Below are 15,473 nucleotides of genomic sequence, written 5' to 3' on the forward strand. Positions count from 1 at the left end.
TCAGGAGGTGGTCTTTTACTGTTTTTACAGATTACCCATTCTTGGCGGGCAACGTTCCAGCAACTCGACGCTGCCGTCTTCGTTTTGCTGTTCGAGCATCACATCAAATCCCCACAGGCGATGCACATGCTTCAGCACCTCTTTACGCCCCCGGTCCAGCGGAGCGCGGTTATGCGGAATGTAGCGCAGCGTCAGTGAACGGTCGCCGCGTAAATCCACGTTCCAGATCTGAATATTCGGCTCCAGATTACTTAAGTTATATTGCGACGATAACCGGTTACGGATCTCCCGATAACCTTCCTCATTATGAATGGCAGAAATTTCCAGATAATTATGGCGATCGTCATCCAGCACGGTGAAGAAGCGGAAATCACGCATCACTTTCGGTGACAGGAACTGGCTAATAAAACTCTCATCTTTGAAATCACGCATCGCAAAATGCAATGTTTCCAGCCAGTCAGAACCGGCGATATCCGGGAACCAGTATTTGTCTTCTTCCGTCGGTGACTGACAAATCCGTTTAATATCCTGGAACATGGCGAAACCAAGCGCATACGGATTTATTCCGCTGTACCACGGGCTGTTATAGGGCGGCTGGAAGACCACATTGGTGTGGCTGTGCAAAAACTCCAGCATAAAACGTTCCGTTACTTTCCCTTCATCATACAGATGGTTAAGGATGGTATAGTGCCAGAAGGTCGCCCAGCCTTCATTCATCACCTGGGTCTGTTTTTGCGGATAAAAATACTGGCTCACCTTTCGCACGATGCGCAGGATTTCACGCTGCCATGATTCCAGCAGTGGGGCATTTTTCTCCATAAAATAAAGCAGGTTTTCTTGCGGCTCGGAAGGATAGCGGCGCGCTTCGGCGACTGTTTTCTCTTCTTCGCGCTTCGGCAGGGTACGCCACAGCATGTTGACCTGACTTTGCAGATACTCCTCGCGACTTTTCTGCCGGGCTTTTTCCTCCTGGAGAGAGATTTTTTGCGGACGTTTGTAACGGTCCACGCCGTAGTTCATCAGGGCATGACAGGAGTCCAGCAGCTTTTCTACTTCATCAACGCCATAACGCTCTTCGCACTCGGTAATATATTTACGGGCAAAAATCAGATAATCGACAATCGAACTGGCGTCGGTCCAGCTGCGAAACAGGTAATTGTTTTTGAAGAAAGAGTTGTGACCATAGCAGGCATGAGCCATCACCAGCGCTTGCATGGTAATGGTGTTCTCTTCCATCAGGTAAGCGATACACGGGTTAGAGTTAATGACGATTTCATAGGCCAGTCCTTGCTGACCGTGCTTATACAACCGTTCAGTCTCGATAAACTTTTTACCGAATGACCAGTGCGGATAGTTAATTGGCATGCCGACGCTGGAGTAGGCATCCATCATCTGTTCTGAGGTTATCACTTCAATCTGGTGCGGGTAGGTATCCAGCCGGTAGAGTTTCGCCACCCGGTCTATCTCTGCCAGATAAACATCCAGCAGGTCGAACGTCCAGTCGGGTCCATCGCTCAAACGTGTGGTGTCCTTATTCATAGAATCGATCGTCGCCATACGCGCACCTCATTGTTGTCGGCGCTCTCTGTGTGGAGCGCCTCATTTCAAGCATAGAACACCTGTTAAAAACCGCGTCGCCGGAGAATTTTTTTCTTTGCGATTTCTTATTATCGGAGTGCCAATAATTAGCTTCTCAACGGAATTTTCTGCTGGATAAAAAGCACGTTCAGCAGGAGATGCCAAAGACAGTATATTCCCGCTGTGTCAGGGAGATGTGAGCTGGCTCACCATAAAAAACCCATATGTTGAATAATATTTTCAACTGAGTTATCAAGATGTAATTAGATTATTATTCTTTTACTGTATCTACCGTTATCGGAGTGGCTATGCGAGTTGTCATACTGGGAAGTGGTGTGGTAGGCGTTGCCAGCGCCTGGTATCTGAATCAGGCAGGACATGAGGTCACCGTCATTGAGCGGGAACCGGGGGCGGCTCTTGAAACCAGCGCAGCGAATGCCGGGCAAATCTCCCCCGGCTATGCCGCGCCGTGGGCAGCACCAGGCGTGCCTTTAAAAGCGATTAAATGGATGTTTCAGCGCCATGCGCCGCTGGCCGTTCGTCTCGACGGTACGCAGTTCCAGTTGAAATGGATGTGGCAAATGTTACGTAACTGCGACACCAGCCACTATATGGAAAATAAAGGGCGGATGGTGCGCCTGGCGGAATACAGCCGTGATTGCCTGAAAGCATTACGCGCAGAGACAAATATCCAGTATGAAGGTCGGCAGGGCGGGACGCTGCAACTGTTCCGTACCGAACAACAATATGAAAACGCCACTCGCGATATCGCCGTGCTGGAAGATGCTGGTGTGCCGTACAAATTACTGGAATCCAGCCGCCTGGCAGAAGTGGAGCCCGCACTGGCAGAAGTGGCGCATAAACTGACCGGCGGTCTGCAATTGCCCAATGATGAAACCGGAGACTGCCAGCTCTTTACCCAGAATCTGGCGCGGATGGCGGAGCAGGCGGGGGTTAAATTCCGCTTTAATACGCCCGTTGATCAACTACTTTGCGACGGCGAGCAAATCTACGGCGTGAAGTGTGGTGATGAAGTGATTAAGGCCGATGCGTATGTGATGGCGTTTGGTTCTTACTCGACGGCGATGCTCAAAGGCATTGTTGATATTCCGGTGTATCCGCTGAAGGGGTATTCCCTGACCATTCCAATTGCGCAGGAAGATGGCGCGCCGGTATCCACCATTCTTGATGAAACCTACAAAATCGCCATTACCCGTTTCGATAACCGTATCCGCGTTGGCGGGATGGCGGAAATTGTTGGCTTTAACACTGAACTGTTACAGCCGCGTCGTGAAACGCTGGAAATGGTCGTTCGCGATCTCTATCCGCGCGGCGGTCATGTCGAGCAGGCGACTTTCTGGACGGGGCTGCGCCCGATGACGCCAGACGGCACGCCGATTGTTGGTCGTTCACGCTTTAAAAATCTGTGGCTGAATACCGGTCACGGTACGCTCGGCTGGACGATGGCTTGCGGTTCCGGTCAGTTGTTAAGCGATCTACTCTCGGGGCGCACGCCCGCTATCCCGTATGAGGATTTAAGCGTAGCGCGCTACAGCCGTGGATTTACGCCATCACGCCCGGGCCATTTACATGGCGCGCACAGCTAAGGAATCGAGATGACCAGACCGATACAGGCCAGCCTCGATCTACAGGCATTAAAACAGAATCTGACCATTGTTCGCCAGGCCGCGCCGCACGCGCGCGTCTGGTCGGTGGTAAAAGCGAACGCGTATGGGCACGGTATTGAGCGTATCTGGAGTGCGCTCGGGGCGACCGATGGCTTTGCCTTACTTAATCTGGAAGAGGCCATTACCCTACGTGAGCGCGGCTGGAAAGGGCCGATCCTCATGTTGGAAGGTTTTTTCCACGCCCAGGATCTGGAGATTTATGACCAGTATCGCCTGACTACCTGCGTTCACAGTAACTGGCAGCTCAAAGCGTTGCAAAACGCGCGACTAAAAGCACCACTGGATATTTATCTTAAAGTGAACAGTGGAATGAATCGGCTGGGCTTCCTGCCCGATCGCGTGTCCACCGTCTGGCAGCAACTGCGGGCGATGGCGAATGTTGGCGAAATGACCCTGATGTCGCATTTTGCCGAGGCCGAACATCCTGATGGGATTACTGAGGCGATGGCGCGTGTTGACCAGGCGGCGGAAGGGCTGGAGTGTCGACGCTCGTTATCTAACTCGGCGGCGACGCTGTGGCATCCGGAAGCGCATTTTGACTGGGTGCGTCCGGGGATTGTTTTGTATGGTGCATCACCGTCCGGTCAGTGGCGCGATATCGCCAATACCGGATTACGTCCAGTAATGACGTTAAGTAGCGAGATTATTGGTGTCCAGACGCTGAAAGCGGGAGAGCGCGTGGGCTATGGCGGTCGCTATACCGCGCGTGATGAACAGCGAATCGGCATTGTCGCCGCCGGATACGCTGACGGTTATCCGCGGCATGCGCCAACCGGTACCCCTGTTTTAGTCGACGGCGTACGCACCATGACGGTAGGGACTGTCTCGATGGATATGCTGGCGGTCGATTTAACGCCTTGCCCGCAGGCGGGTATTGGTACCCCGGTTGAGCTGTGGGGCAAAGAGATCAAAATTGATGATGTCGCCGCCGCTGCCGGAACTGTTGGCTATGAATTGATGTGCGCGCTGGCGTTACGTGTGCCTGTTGTGACGGTGTAACTTGTATCGCCGGATGCGACCAGCGTCGCATCCGGCGATACAAGACGGATCAAACTTAAGATTCGGTTTCTTCCTCCGCGACCCGAACGCCAATCTTCAGCACTTCATTATCTTCTTTCTCGGCCACCGTCCAGATCATCCCGGCAAACTCCACCTGATCACCGACAACAGGAGCCGCGCCTAACAATTGCTGGACAATTTCTCCCAGCGTTTGCTGTTTATCGCGATACTCCCGACCGTCTTCCAGACCATATATCAGCGCCACATCGGCATATTTGGCACTGGCTTCAAGAATGAAGTCACCAAAGAAGCGTTGATCCAGCGCGACTGGCGGTGACTGGCTGAACAGTTTACCGAGCGCCGGGAGATCGCGTTCCCGACCAATCACGCACAAGACGTCGCCTTCACGCAGTCGGGTGCTGCCGGTGGGATGAAGCAACTGGTTATCACGAAACAGTGCCGCAATACGCGTCTCTTTTGGCATATGCAGATCGCGCAGCGCCGCGCCCACGCACCATTTATCGGCACTTAACTGATAAACAAACTGTTCCCACGGGTTTTCCGGATGAATATCAAGGCCAACGCGTGATACCGGGCGTCCAACGGGCGGAACCACCACTTTGGCTTTTTTCGCCGCCCACGAGAGCGACGTTCCCTGCAATAGCAGTGAAACCAGAACCACGAAGAAGGCGACATTAAAGAACAGCCGTGCATTCTCCAGGCCCGCCATCATCGGGAATACCGCCAGGATAATCGGCACCGCGCCGCGCAGCCCGACCCAACTGATAAATACGCGCTCGCGCAAATTGAAGCCACGGAACGGCAGCAATCCGGCAAATACCGAAAGGGGACGAGCGAAGAAAATCATCCATGCGGACAAAATGAGCGCCGGAATGGCAATAGGCAGTAAGTCGCTTGGGTTAACCAACAGCCCAAGCACCAGGAACATGGCGATTTGCGCCAGCCAGGCGAGGCCGTCGAAATTCTGCAGAATGCCGTAGCGGTTGCGAATAGGGCGATTACCCAGCAGAAAACCGCACAGATACACCGCCAGAATACCGCTACCTTCCAGCGCAGTGGTTAATGAGAAAATCAGAATACCGCCGCTTAATGCCAGCAATGGATATAATCCGGCGGGCAGGGCGATGCGGTTGATCATTTGCAGCAGTAAATAACCGCCGCCAAGACCGATTACAATGCCCAGACCAAATTGTTGCAGAATATCGACAATGAACATCCAGCTAATATTGCTCTCATGATGCTGGATCATCGCAATCAGGGTAATGGTCAGAAACACGGCCATCGGATCATTACTGCCGGATTCTATTTCCAGCGTCGAGCCAACACGTTCGTTAAGCCCCTTGCCGCCAAGCAGAGAAAATACCGCAGCGGCATCCGTGGAACCGACAATGGCGCCGATTAATAAGCCTTCAATCAAATTGAGATTAAACAGCCACGCCGCCATCATGCCGGTTAAACCAGAAGTAATCAGCACGCCCACCGTCGCCAGTGACAGCGCCGGGCCTAACGCCACGCGAAATGAACTGGCCTGGGTACGCATCCCGCCGTCGAGCAAAATAATCGCCAGCGCGAGGTTACTTACCATGTAAGCAAAAGGATAATTATCAAACGGGATGCCGCCGACGCCATCAACCCCCGCCAGCATGCCGATCGCCAGAAAAATAACCAGAATGGGAATGCCAAGACGGGAAGAAAATGAACTAAGTAAAATACTGCTGGTGACAAGGATGGATCCTAAGATGAAAAGGCTAATGATTGTTGTGGCATCCAACGGTCGGTTACTCCTGATTACGCTGTCTCGTAATATAAACCCTACCATATTCACGGCAGAAACAGCGTTTTACTTAGCCCTGAAACGTGATTTTTTTACACCTTAAGAACAGGATGACCACTAATCGTCAACTGTGTGCCTTCCTGGGTGTGATTAAGCGTGGCATGTGCGCCCAACGGCAGCGTAACTGTGCGTTGTTCATGACCAAAATCGAGGCCAGTTATGAGTGGAATAGACAGGCGGGAACGCAAGAACGCATACACCGACTCCAGGTTGTAACCCGCGTCATAATCATTGGGCGTGCTACCACTGAAGCTACCGAGGATAATCGCCTTCTGACGCGGTAAAATTCCGGCATGATAGAGCTGCAACAGCATACGTTCGACGCGGAAAGGGTGCTCGTTAATATCTTCCAGCACCAGAATACCGTTCTTAATTTGCGGCATCCACGGCGTACCAATCAGCGAAATCAGCATCGCGAGATTGCCTCCCCACAACGTGCCTTCGGTCCGACACGTCGGGCCTTCCCCTTGCCATTCAATGGTGAATGTTTCATTGCGTAATGCCAGCCAGAAATGGTGCTCGGTAAAGGTGTTCAGCTCTTCCGCGCCAAAATTCGCCACCAGCATCGGGCCGCTAAAGGTGATGACATTACCCTGGGTCAGCAGTCCACACTGGATGGCTGTGAAATCGCTATGCCCGCAGATCAGCAACGGATCATGTTGTTGGCGAGCAACCAGCGCCTGCCAGTCAATATCCGCCAGTAAGCGGCTGGCGCCGTAACCGCCGCGAACCGCCAGTACGATAGTGTTGGGTGATGTCAGCCCTGCAAGAGAATTAATATCCGCCAGACGCTCCGTTTCCGTACCTGCAAACCGCTCACAGCGACGGGCAATGACCTCTACGTTATTGACCTGATGACCCGCATCCATCAGGCGTTGAATACCGCGCTGCGCGGCGTGCTGATTAATGCAGTAACCCGACGGGGCGATTAAGTGAAACTGAGACATGGCAATTCCTTGCTGACAACAGAAACGAATTGTATATCATGCCGCTTAGGTGTGCCGTTGTCACCTCAACGGCGATTCCAGGCTATAAGGATAGATGAAGTGAAATTGAGATGGTTTGCCTTTTTGATTGTGTTATTAGCGGGTTGTTCATCAAAACATGACTATACGAACCCTCCGTGGAACGCGAAAGTTCCGGTACAACGTGCAATGAAGTGGATGCCAATTAGTCAGAAAGCCGGTGCGGCCTGGGGTGTCGATCCACAATTGATCACGGCGATTATCGCTATCGAATCGGGTGGCAATCCGAACGCGGTGAGTAAATCGAATGCCATTGGTCTGATGCAGTTAAAAGCCTCCACGTCCGGACGCGATGTTTACCGTCGCATGGGCTGGAGCGGCGAACCGACGACCAGTGAGCTGAAAAATCCAGAGCGTAATATCTCAATGGGGGCAGCTTACCTGAATATTCTGGAAACCGGCCCGCTGGCAGGTATTGAAGATCCGAAAGTACTGCAATATGCGCTGGTGGTGTCATACGCTAACGGGGCAGGCGCATTGCTACGGACTTTCTCCTCAGATCGGAAAAAGGCGATCAGCAAAATCAACGATCTGGACGCTGACGAGTTCCTCGATCACGTCGCGAGAAATCACCCCGCGCCGCAGGCTCCACGCTATATCTACAAACTCGAGCAGGCTCTGGACGCAATGTAACTCAGTCGCGTACTTTGTCCGCTTTCTCACGGGCTTCCCGCTCGAGTGAGAAAATAATCCGCTGTAATTGCCGCTCCACCGTCGGGCTGACGTTAAGAAAACGAAAGCTCAGACGGGGAGTGGAGACGGTTTCATTTTTACCATCGATCAATTTACGCTCGCTGATCGTCAGTAACTGGGCATCAAAGTGAAAAATGCCCCATTGTCCCATGTTGACTTCAATCTGTGCGAAGCGCATGCCTTCTTGCAATCCGGCAGGCTTTGCCGTTTCCAGTAATGCGCCCATGCCGCCTAACGACAAATCATACAGGCGAAAACGTAACGTGCTGTTATCCGCCAGTTTGGTCTGGCAAAAATAAGGCGGATGGAGCGGGGCGGAGATGCGGAAATATCGGCGTCGTTGTACAAACCATAAGGTGGGAGGCGGTGCGGTAATAAAGGCCGGAAGCTGCAGGTATTCACTTTGCTGTAATTGTTCAACAGTAAACTCGACTTTCGCACCCTGAGTTTCGGCGGTTATGGTAATGTACTGCGCCTTAAGCACTGCATTGTTGTCTTCTGCTTGACTGCCGTAATCCAGCACCAGTTTATCCGGGGTTATTGCCAGTATTTTGCTGATCAGTTGACCGTCAGTCCAACTGATACGCAAGGGAATTGCGGCTTTATGCAAATCGCGTAAAACGCCCAGTACTGCTAAAGGATTTTGTTTCAGGAACTGCTCATGGTAGTGACTCACGCGGAAAAACTCCTGACCGACAAACTGTCTTTGGTTTATCGGTAGCGATTAACAAAACTTTATACAAACGCGAATTTTTTTTACATGTTGACTGCAAATCAACCACCAGACGCCCGACATCAAACTTACCCTTGCCTATACTTAGAGCGTTGACGTAAGCATTTCTTGCGTCCTGTTCATAGAAACGAGGGCCTGAACATGGGAATTATTGCCTGGATTATTTTTGGCCTGATAGCCGGCATTATCGCCAAGCTAATCATGCCGGGGCGTGATGGTGGTGGATTTTTCCTGACCTGTATTCTCGGAATAGTCGGTGCGGTGGTCGGCGGCTGGCTGGCGACCATGTTTGGCATTGGCGGCTCCATCAGCGGTTTTAATTTGCACAGCTTCCTGGTGGCGGTGGTGGGAGCTATTCTCGTTCTGGGCGTATTCCGCCTCCTGCGAAGAGAATAAGATTTTCATAAGGCGGATAGCGATACAGATGCCGCTATCCGCTTTCACATCAGAACGTATACTCGACACCTGCCCAGAAATTGCGACCTTCTTCAATAAACCCTTCACTGTAGGCATATTGGGTATCAAACAGGTTATTGACCGACGCATTGACGCTGAAGCCATGACCTAAGGCGTAATCAGCTCGAATGTGGGTCACCGCAAAACCAGCGGCTTTTTGTGAACCGTCACTGTTGCTGTAGCTGGAGGAACGCGCCTCTTCCGACAGCGTTACGCTTAACGGCTCCCACGGTTTGAGAGTCATCCATGCGGTCATTGTCTGCGTTGGCAGATCGGTTATCTTGCCGATGTCTTTGCGTTTAGCGTCAGCGTGGATCAGGGCGTAGCTCAATCCTACATCCAGTATATTGCTGATTTTCCCCTTAATACCGGCATCCAGACCGCTGTAATCTACCGTGCCGCTGTTCTGGTTTTGAATGGTATCGGCATCGATATTGTGCGAGAGGATGGCATCACTCACCCGGTTATAGTAAACGCTGACCTCAAATCCCCAGTCGCGCGTGAAGGCACCATTCCAGGTTAAATCTACCCCGCGCGCGCGTTCCGGTTTGAGCTGTGGGTTAACAATCGCTATCTGGTTATACGCTGGTTTGGACGTGGTATAGCGTTCTTTCAGCGTCGGAAAGCGAGTGCGGTCATAGTACGAAAGTGCCAGCGTGTCTTCATTGGCAAAGTGGTATTTCCCCATTACCTGCCAGTTAAAAGCTGACTGATTGTTGTCGTCATAATGGGTGATGCTGCCATCGTTCTCATGTTTTTTCGCTTCTACGCTATCGCGCCAGTCATAGCTGATTCCCGCCACGACATCGACATTATCGGCGGCAGCCCATTGATATTCACTGGCGAGCGACCAGGTGCGATCTTCATAGCGATCGTAAGCGGCGTGCGGCGCACCTTTTTCCCGGTGTACGTCATCTTTCCAGTTAACGGCAAACGACAGCAGATCGTTTTCACGCACATCGGCTGCCAGTTGTAACCCGGCACCGTCGCTGTAATCGGAATAATGGCTGTAGCTGCCTTTTTTATTTTTCAAATCAGCCAGCGAGTTGTACATCATCAGCGTATTTTCAAAGGTGTCGCGATACAGCCGACTTTTCAAAGTAAAACGCTCGTTTAGCTGGGTCGTTCCCTGATAGTAAAAACTTTCTTTGTCATACTCCGGCCACTGCCAGTAGCGTGATTTCTGACCACTGTTTCCGCTGTATGGCGGGTTATCTTTTTCACCATCCTGCTTAATGTAAGTCAGTGTGTATTCATCGTTTTCACGCGGTGTAAAACCGAGCTTCACAATGCCGCGTTTATCATCAGCCGATGAGTTAATCATCTTGCCGTGTTTGCCTGCAATATCGTTATTCACACCATGCGGCAGGCCGAGAAAATCCTGCTTTAGCTGGCTACCGCTGACTTGCAAATACCCCAGATCGTTGCTGGCGGCAAATGAAGCATGCATATCGTAGGCATTGTCCTGGCTACGGCTCCATCCCTGGCGATATCCCAGACTTGCTTCCAGAGGTTTCGTTGGCTTCTGGGTGGTGATATTAATGGCGCCGCCCATCTGATTAGGCCCCTGAAGCAGCGACGAGTACCCTTTGGAAACTTCGACCGCGCCCAGATTGTTGGTCAGAATCCGCGCCAGATCGAGGTTGCCGTCATAGGGAACATAAATCGGCACGCCGTCGAAATAGACCGGTACCTGACGGCTATCAAAACCACGAACTTTGACCTGTTCTTCGTTGCGGCTGCCTGACTTTTGCAGCACTACGCCAGGGACGACGCTTAATGCCTGAGCGACATTCTGCTTATCCAGGGCCTTCATGGTGGGTTGATCGAGAACGGTGGTCGTCGTCGATGATACCGGACTGGACCATACGGTCAGCGTGTCGCTCTCCTGAGCCGCTACGGCCTGCTGGGTAAAGGCAAGTGATAATGCTGTGCAGAGATAACGTTTTTTGAGTCTCATAGAATAAATTCCGTTTAACAAAGAATTAAAAAGAGGCTGCGGGTTGCAGACTGACTTTGATGTCAGCCGGTGCCGCGTAATAAGGCGCGGAGGTAATAAAAAGGCGAATGCCGCAGTCGAGGTAATTTTTGAGTGTCGTCAGATTAATTCCGCCGGTCAGAGCCAGCGTGCAGTGGGGAGCCAGCGACGGCGCTATTTGCGCAATTTCAGTTGCCTGCTGCGGACTAAATTTGTCGAGCTGAAGTACGTCTGGTTGCGCGCGTAACGCGGCGATAGCCTCTTCAGGCGTGTCGGCTTCAACAACAATTTTCTTCTCGGGGGCGTGGCGACGTAACTGGGCGATTGCGCCCGACCAGTCCTGATTGTCAGCAAGAAAATGACGGTGGTTGGCGAACAATAATATGGTTTCCGCACATCCGGCACGATGAATCAGCCCGCCAGCGGCAATGACAGCTTGTGTTGCCAGCAACCGGGTTCCAGGGATAGCTTTTCGGGTGCAGGCGATATTGCTGTCAGGATAACGTTCACGAAGCAACGCCAGCATTTGAGCGAGATAATCTGAGACGCCGCAACTCCACTCCAGTACATTCTGGACCGCTTTCCATCCCTGATGAAGTGCAGCAGCGTCGCCGTGGGCATGGATCAGCCGCTGACCTGCATCCGCTTGTGAACCGTCGCTGACCGCGTCATCAATGGTTAACCCCAGCGTGGTTAACATCTTACACGCGACAGAAACGCCGCTGACGCAGCCGCCCTGGCGGTGAAAAAACGCAATATAGCCAGGCTGGTGTCCAATATTTAATGCCCGCGTGGTCAGGTCACCGCCCTGGATATCTTCCAGAAGTAACGCATCGATTTGTGCCTGAGAAATGAAGATCATCGCAGTGCCTCCGGCGGCACGCTATCCCACCAGATGAGCGCCCAGTCGCGGCTGGCAGGGGCGAGGGTACGAGCATCTTGTTGTTGATACCAGCGATATAACCGCTCACGCTCATCGTCGTTAAGCGCGCCAAGACTCCAGCTGACATTCTGCTCAAAACGTTCCCAGGTGCTGTTATCCTGTTGGCAATTTTGTCCACGGATAAAATCGACGTGAGCATAAATTCCCATTTGATACAGGACGTTGAGCGCAAAGATATAGTTGGGTAATTCGATCACTTCCCGACCTGCCGCCCGCTGAATGGCCGGGGAGACGAACGAGGTGCTGACCAGATGAGTGGTGTAGACGCGCAGCCGTGCCTGATTATTCAGTTTACTCATTGCCTGGCGCATATCAGCCACCAGTGTGGATCGGGAAGCCACGGCAATATCGCAGCGTGGCAGGTCACTCCAGTCCTCTTCCCAGGCGCGCTGGATCCAGTGGACATTGTCAGCCTTCAGTGCGGCGGCGCGGCGGGCGGCAACGTTCAGCATCCCCTGACTGTAATCAACGCCATAAACCGTCGTGAGTTTGTCAGCCAGCGCCAGCGATACGGTGCCAGGTCCGCAGCCCATATCGAATAAGGTCTGCGCGCCTTGCAGGTCAATTTTAGCGATCAGTTGTTGCAGGTAGCTGTCCGTTGGCGAGGCGCAATTTTCAGCCATTTTCTCCGCCCGTTGATCCCAGTGATCGGGCGTTTTTTCTGTGCGGTGAGCCAGTTTGAGTTGCTGCAGATAAAGGTCTGCAAAATCAATATCATCAATGAGCATGATTGTTCCTTAGCGGCTAATTGCAGAGAGGTGATGATGAATTTGGTCGGCAGAAACCCGATACAGGGCCGCCAGTTTGTTCGTTGTTAACTGTTCGGTCGGTAAGCCTTGTGTTACTCGTCCATCTGGCTCTACCTGGATAATGCTGTCGGCAATGGCGTTGGCATGGAGCGGATGGTGAGTCGACATTAACATTGTCATGCCGTTATTTTTTAGCTGCGCCAGCGTGTCCAGAAGTTGGATCTGATGACCGAAATCGAGGCTGGAGGCGGGCTCATCCAGTAACAACAAGCGCGGTTGTTGGACGAGTGCACGGGCGATTAAAGCCAGCTGGCGTTCACCGCCGCTAAGGGTATTCCAGCATCTTGTCGCCAGATGCAAAATACCCAGCTTTTCCAGTTGTTCCGTTGCTTTCAGGCGTTCTTGCTTACCGGGAACGGAAAAAGCGCCTATGGTGGGGGCCAGGCCCATCAACACCATATCCAGCACACTGAAAGCAAAAATACCGTCGTGCGCCTGCGGTACCCAGGCAATTGCTTGCGCGCGCTGGCGATGGTTAAGTGTCTGAACGGGGATGCTATCCAGTAATATCTCGCCCTTTAATAACGGTATAACGCCAAGAATGGAGCGCATGAGCGTGGTTTTGCCGCAACCATTGGCGCCAAGCAGACAACAAATTGTTCCTTGTGACAGGGCGAAGGAAACGTCACTTAGCACCGGATGGCGGGAGTAACCCAGAGACGCATGACGGACGGCAAGCAAAGTCACTGGCGACCTCCGCGTAACAACAAAAGCAGGAAAAACGGTGCGCCAACAAAAGCGGTCAGAATGCCGAGCGGGATTTCTGTTGTCCCAATGCTGCGCGCCAGCGTATCGGTGAGCAGGAGCAGAATCGCGCCAGTACACATTGCCATGGGCAACTGTTGCTGATGGTTATGACCGGTCAACAAGCGGGCAATGTGCGGAACGACCAGACCAACCCAACCAATAATGCCCGCTATTGCTACCGTGCTGGCGGTGATTAGGGTGGCGCAGACAATCAATCCTAATCGCAGACGCGCAACATTCAGCCCCAGCGAGCGGGCTTCGTCATCAGAAAGCGTGAGTAAATTCATGCGCCAGCGGAGGAATAGCAAAGGAACGGAGCCAGCCAGAATGAGCGGTGCCGCGTAGTAAAGGTCGCGTAAGGTCACCGTAGAAAGGCCACCGAGTAGCCAGAAGGTAATCGAGGGCAACTGGGTATAGGGATCGGCCAGCGTTTTAATTAGCGATATCCCCGCTCCACACAGCGTTCCTAACGCAATGCCGACCAGCACCAGCGTGAGCACCGGATCGTGACGAGTCACCCGACATGTAATCAGCCAGACGCCTGCGACCACCAGCAGACCGCCGCAAAATGCATAGAGTTGGATGTAAGCTATCGATAATCCCCACAGGATTGCAGCGCAGGCACCAAGTCCGGCACCGGCGGAGACGCCTAAAATATCCGGTGAAACTAAGGGATTACGGAACATACCCTGATAGGTGGTTCCGGCGCCTGCCAGCGCAGCGCCCAGTAACAACGCCGCCAGAATGCGCGGCACGCGGATTTGCCAGAAGACAATTTGTTCCTGCACAGGAACATCTTCTTGACGAAGAATTAGCGCCAGCAGTTGCTGTATATCGAGATGATAAGCCCCATTTACGGCGGCAAAAGTGATACTGATAGCTGCCAGCAGCAGAATACATCCGTTCGCGGTTCTCATTAGCTCGCCACCATTTTTTGATAGTCGGCGTCACTTAATGGGCAATGCCAGAACAGTTGAGCGTAACGTTGCATATCGTTTTTAAACTGGCTGTTGACTGCGGGATCCAGCCAGGCGTGGAGTCTGCGCAATCCCAGAAGACGGTTGATTCCCGGCGGGGCATCCAGCCAGCCGAAAGGCAAGCCACTCAAAAACAGGATGCGATGTTCCGCAACGGCTTTTACGCCCTGCCAGAGAGGATCGTTACGGATAAAGTTTGCAGTCACAGCATCCTGAACCAGAATAATATCCGGCTGCCAGCGCAGTAGATTTTCCATGGAAACCTGTGCCAGGCCGTGGCGATCGGCTATTTGCGCGACGTTGTGCAAACCTAATAATTCCGCCGCCTCGGTATGCAACGAACCCTGTAAGCCCGTTTCCAGCCCTCGGGGACCGCGCGCAGCATAAAAGCGGAGGTTAGCGGCGGGTGAGGTGGCGAATGCCTGAGCTTCACCAACGAAGCGGCTGGCGAGATTGGCTTGTTCTGCGGCGCGGTGCTCTTCGCCTAACGTTTTGCCCAGCGTTGTTAACTGTTCTGCCGATTGCTCCAGTTTTCCGTTAAGCAATAACCAGGGGATTTGTGTCTGTTCGCTAACCTGCCGTGCCTGGGAGAGCCAGGTTTCATCCGTATTGCCGCAATCAACGACCAAATCGGGCTGCAATGCCATAAGCCCTTCCATTGAAAGCGAACTGGCGCGTCCGGCGAGTCGTCCAAGTTTAGGTAAATGACGTATTGCCGGAGTTAATGGAATTGCCGCCTCGCGAGCAAAGTCAAAAGAAGAAAAACCGACCAGTTTTTCTGGCGCGACAGCCAGCAAAAGCAGATCGGCAGGCGCACCGGCACTGACAATACGCGTAATTTTTTTGGCTTCAGGAAGCGTCAATGAGGCCCAGAATTTAACTGATTGTGCAAAGGACGGCAGATGATGCAGGAACAAGGTAGACGCAAGAGCCTGCGTAAACATCCGTCTGGTTAGTGACATAAGTAATATCCTGACAATTAAAACCGATAT

General features: G+C 52.5%; 14 protein-coding genes and 1 pseudogene. 5 read left to right on the forward strand and 10 right to left on the reverse strand.

The genetic code is table 11. The features are described from left to right. Positions 1–24 precede the first annotated feature (24 nt). On the reverse strand, positions 25–1,557 hold the full coding sequence (locus AACS80_RS22660) for a SpoVR family protein (RefSeq protein ID WP_130205627.1): 1,533 nt from the start codon (positions 1,555–1,557) through the stop codon (positions 25–27). Between the two features lie 329 nt (positions 1,558–1,886). Between AACS80_RS22660 and dadA the strand changes: the two genes are divergently transcribed. Genes dadA through AACS80_RS24045 form a run of 3 tightly spaced genes read left to right on the forward strand, consistent with a single transcriptional unit; the run spans position 1,887 to position 4,449 of the window. Next, on the forward strand, positions 1,887–3,185 hold the full coding sequence (gene dadA / locus AACS80_RS22665; protein WP_135409847.1) for a D-amino acid dehydrogenase: 1,299 nt from the start codon (positions 1,887–1,889) through the stop codon (positions 3,183–3,185). A gap of 9 nt (positions 3,186–3,194) precedes the next feature. Further along, entirely contained in the window at positions 3,195–4,265 is a 1,071-nt protein-coding gene (dadX, locus tag AACS80_RS22670) for a catabolic alanine racemase DadX (protein WP_135409848.1), read from the forward strand. 13 nt (positions 4,266–4,278) lie between these two features. After that, the gene (locus tag AACS80_RS24045; protein WP_445236454.1) at positions 4,279–4,449 is read left to right on the forward strand and encodes a hypothetical protein; all 171 of its coding nucleotides are present in this window, start codon (positions 4,279–4,281) and stop codon (positions 4,447–4,449) included. Here AACS80_RS24045 and AACS80_RS22675 read toward each other — a convergent pair. Next, positions 4,387–6,105: pseudogene (locus AACS80_RS22675) on the reverse strand (potassium/proton antiporter); the annotation flags it as partial. The gene AACS80_RS24045 and the pseudogene AACS80_RS22675 overlap by 63 nt on opposite strands. A 47-nt stretch (positions 6,106–6,152) precedes the next feature. Continuing rightward, positions 6,153–7,067 (reverse strand): muramoyltetrapeptide carboxypeptidase, encoded by a 915-nt coding sequence (gene ldcA, locus AACS80_RS22680; protein ID WP_135409850.1) that lies wholly within the window; start codon positions 7,065–7,067, stop codon positions 6,153–6,155. A gap of 99 nt (positions 7,068–7,166) precedes the next feature. On the opposite strand from ldcA, the gene emtA reads away from it, so the two are divergent. Continuing rightward, entirely contained in the window at positions 7,167–7,778 is a 612-nt protein-coding gene (emtA, locus tag AACS80_RS22685; RefSeq protein ID WP_130205637.1) for a membrane-bound lytic murein transglycosylase EmtA, read from the forward strand. 1 nt (position 7,779) lies between these two features. On the opposite strand, the gene ycgR is transcribed toward emtA, so the two are convergent. Next, the gene (gene ycgR / locus AACS80_RS22690; protein ID WP_138184007.1) at positions 7,780–8,514 is read right to left on the reverse strand and encodes a flagellar brake protein YcgR; all 735 of its coding nucleotides are present in this window, start codon (positions 8,512–8,514) and stop codon (positions 7,780–7,782) included. A gap of 198 nt (positions 8,515–8,712) precedes the next feature. Here ycgR and AACS80_RS22695 point away from each other — a divergent pair, with 198 nt between their 5' ends. Next, on the forward strand, positions 8,713–8,967 hold the full coding sequence (locus AACS80_RS22695; RefSeq protein ID WP_000511315.1) for a GlsB/YeaQ/YmgE family stress response membrane protein: 255 nt from the start codon (positions 8,713–8,715) through the stop codon (positions 8,965–8,967). 49 nt (positions 8,968–9,016) lie between these two features. Here the strand turns inward: AACS80_RS22695 and AACS80_RS22700 are convergent, their stop codons facing one another. The 6 genes from AACS80_RS22700 to AACS80_RS22725 are packed head-to-tail and all read right to left on the reverse strand — an operon-like array spanning position 9,017 to position 15,443. Then, positions 9,017–10,987 (reverse strand): TonB-dependent receptor plug domain-containing protein, encoded by a 1,971-nt coding sequence (locus AACS80_RS22700; RefSeq protein WP_138184008.1) that lies wholly within the window; start codon positions 10,985–10,987, stop codon positions 9,017–9,019. Positions 10,988–11,012: 25 nt separating this feature from the next. Continuing rightward, on the reverse strand, positions 11,013–11,867 hold the full coding sequence (modD, locus tag AACS80_RS22705) for a ModD protein (RefSeq protein WP_135409852.1): 855 nt from the start codon (positions 11,865–11,867) through the stop codon (positions 11,013–11,015). Next, complete coding sequence (locus AACS80_RS22710; protein WP_138184009.1) at positions 11,864–12,676, reverse strand: class I SAM-dependent methyltransferase; 813 nt, start codon at positions 12,674–12,676, stop codon at positions 11,864–11,866. The genes modD and AACS80_RS22710 overlap by 4 nt, the downstream gene beginning before the upstream one ends. A 9-nt stretch (positions 12,677–12,685) precedes the next feature. Beyond that, the gene (locus AACS80_RS22715) at positions 12,686–13,444 is read right to left on the reverse strand and encodes an ABC transporter ATP-binding protein (RefSeq protein WP_135409854.1); all 759 of its coding nucleotides are present in this window, start codon (positions 13,442–13,444) and stop codon (positions 12,686–12,688) included. Further along, on the reverse strand, positions 13,441–14,421 hold the full coding sequence (locus AACS80_RS22720) for a FecCD family ABC transporter permease (protein ID WP_130258893.1): 981 nt from the start codon (positions 14,419–14,421) through the stop codon (positions 13,441–13,443). The genes AACS80_RS22715 and AACS80_RS22720 overlap by 4 nt, the downstream gene beginning before the upstream one ends. Beyond that, positions 14,421–15,443, reverse strand: a complete 1,023-nt coding sequence (locus AACS80_RS22725; protein WP_135409855.1) for an iron ABC transporter substrate-binding protein — start codon at positions 15,441–15,443, stop codon at positions 14,421–14,423. Before AACS80_RS22725 ends, AACS80_RS22720 begins: the two co-directional genes overlap by 1 nt. Positions 15,444–15,473: the final 30 nt, after the last annotated feature.

This window comes from Escherichia sp. E4385 (assembly GCF_963883145.1).
Classification (GTDB): domain Bacteria; phylum Pseudomonadota; class Gammaproteobacteria; order Enterobacterales; family Enterobacteriaceae; genus Escherichia.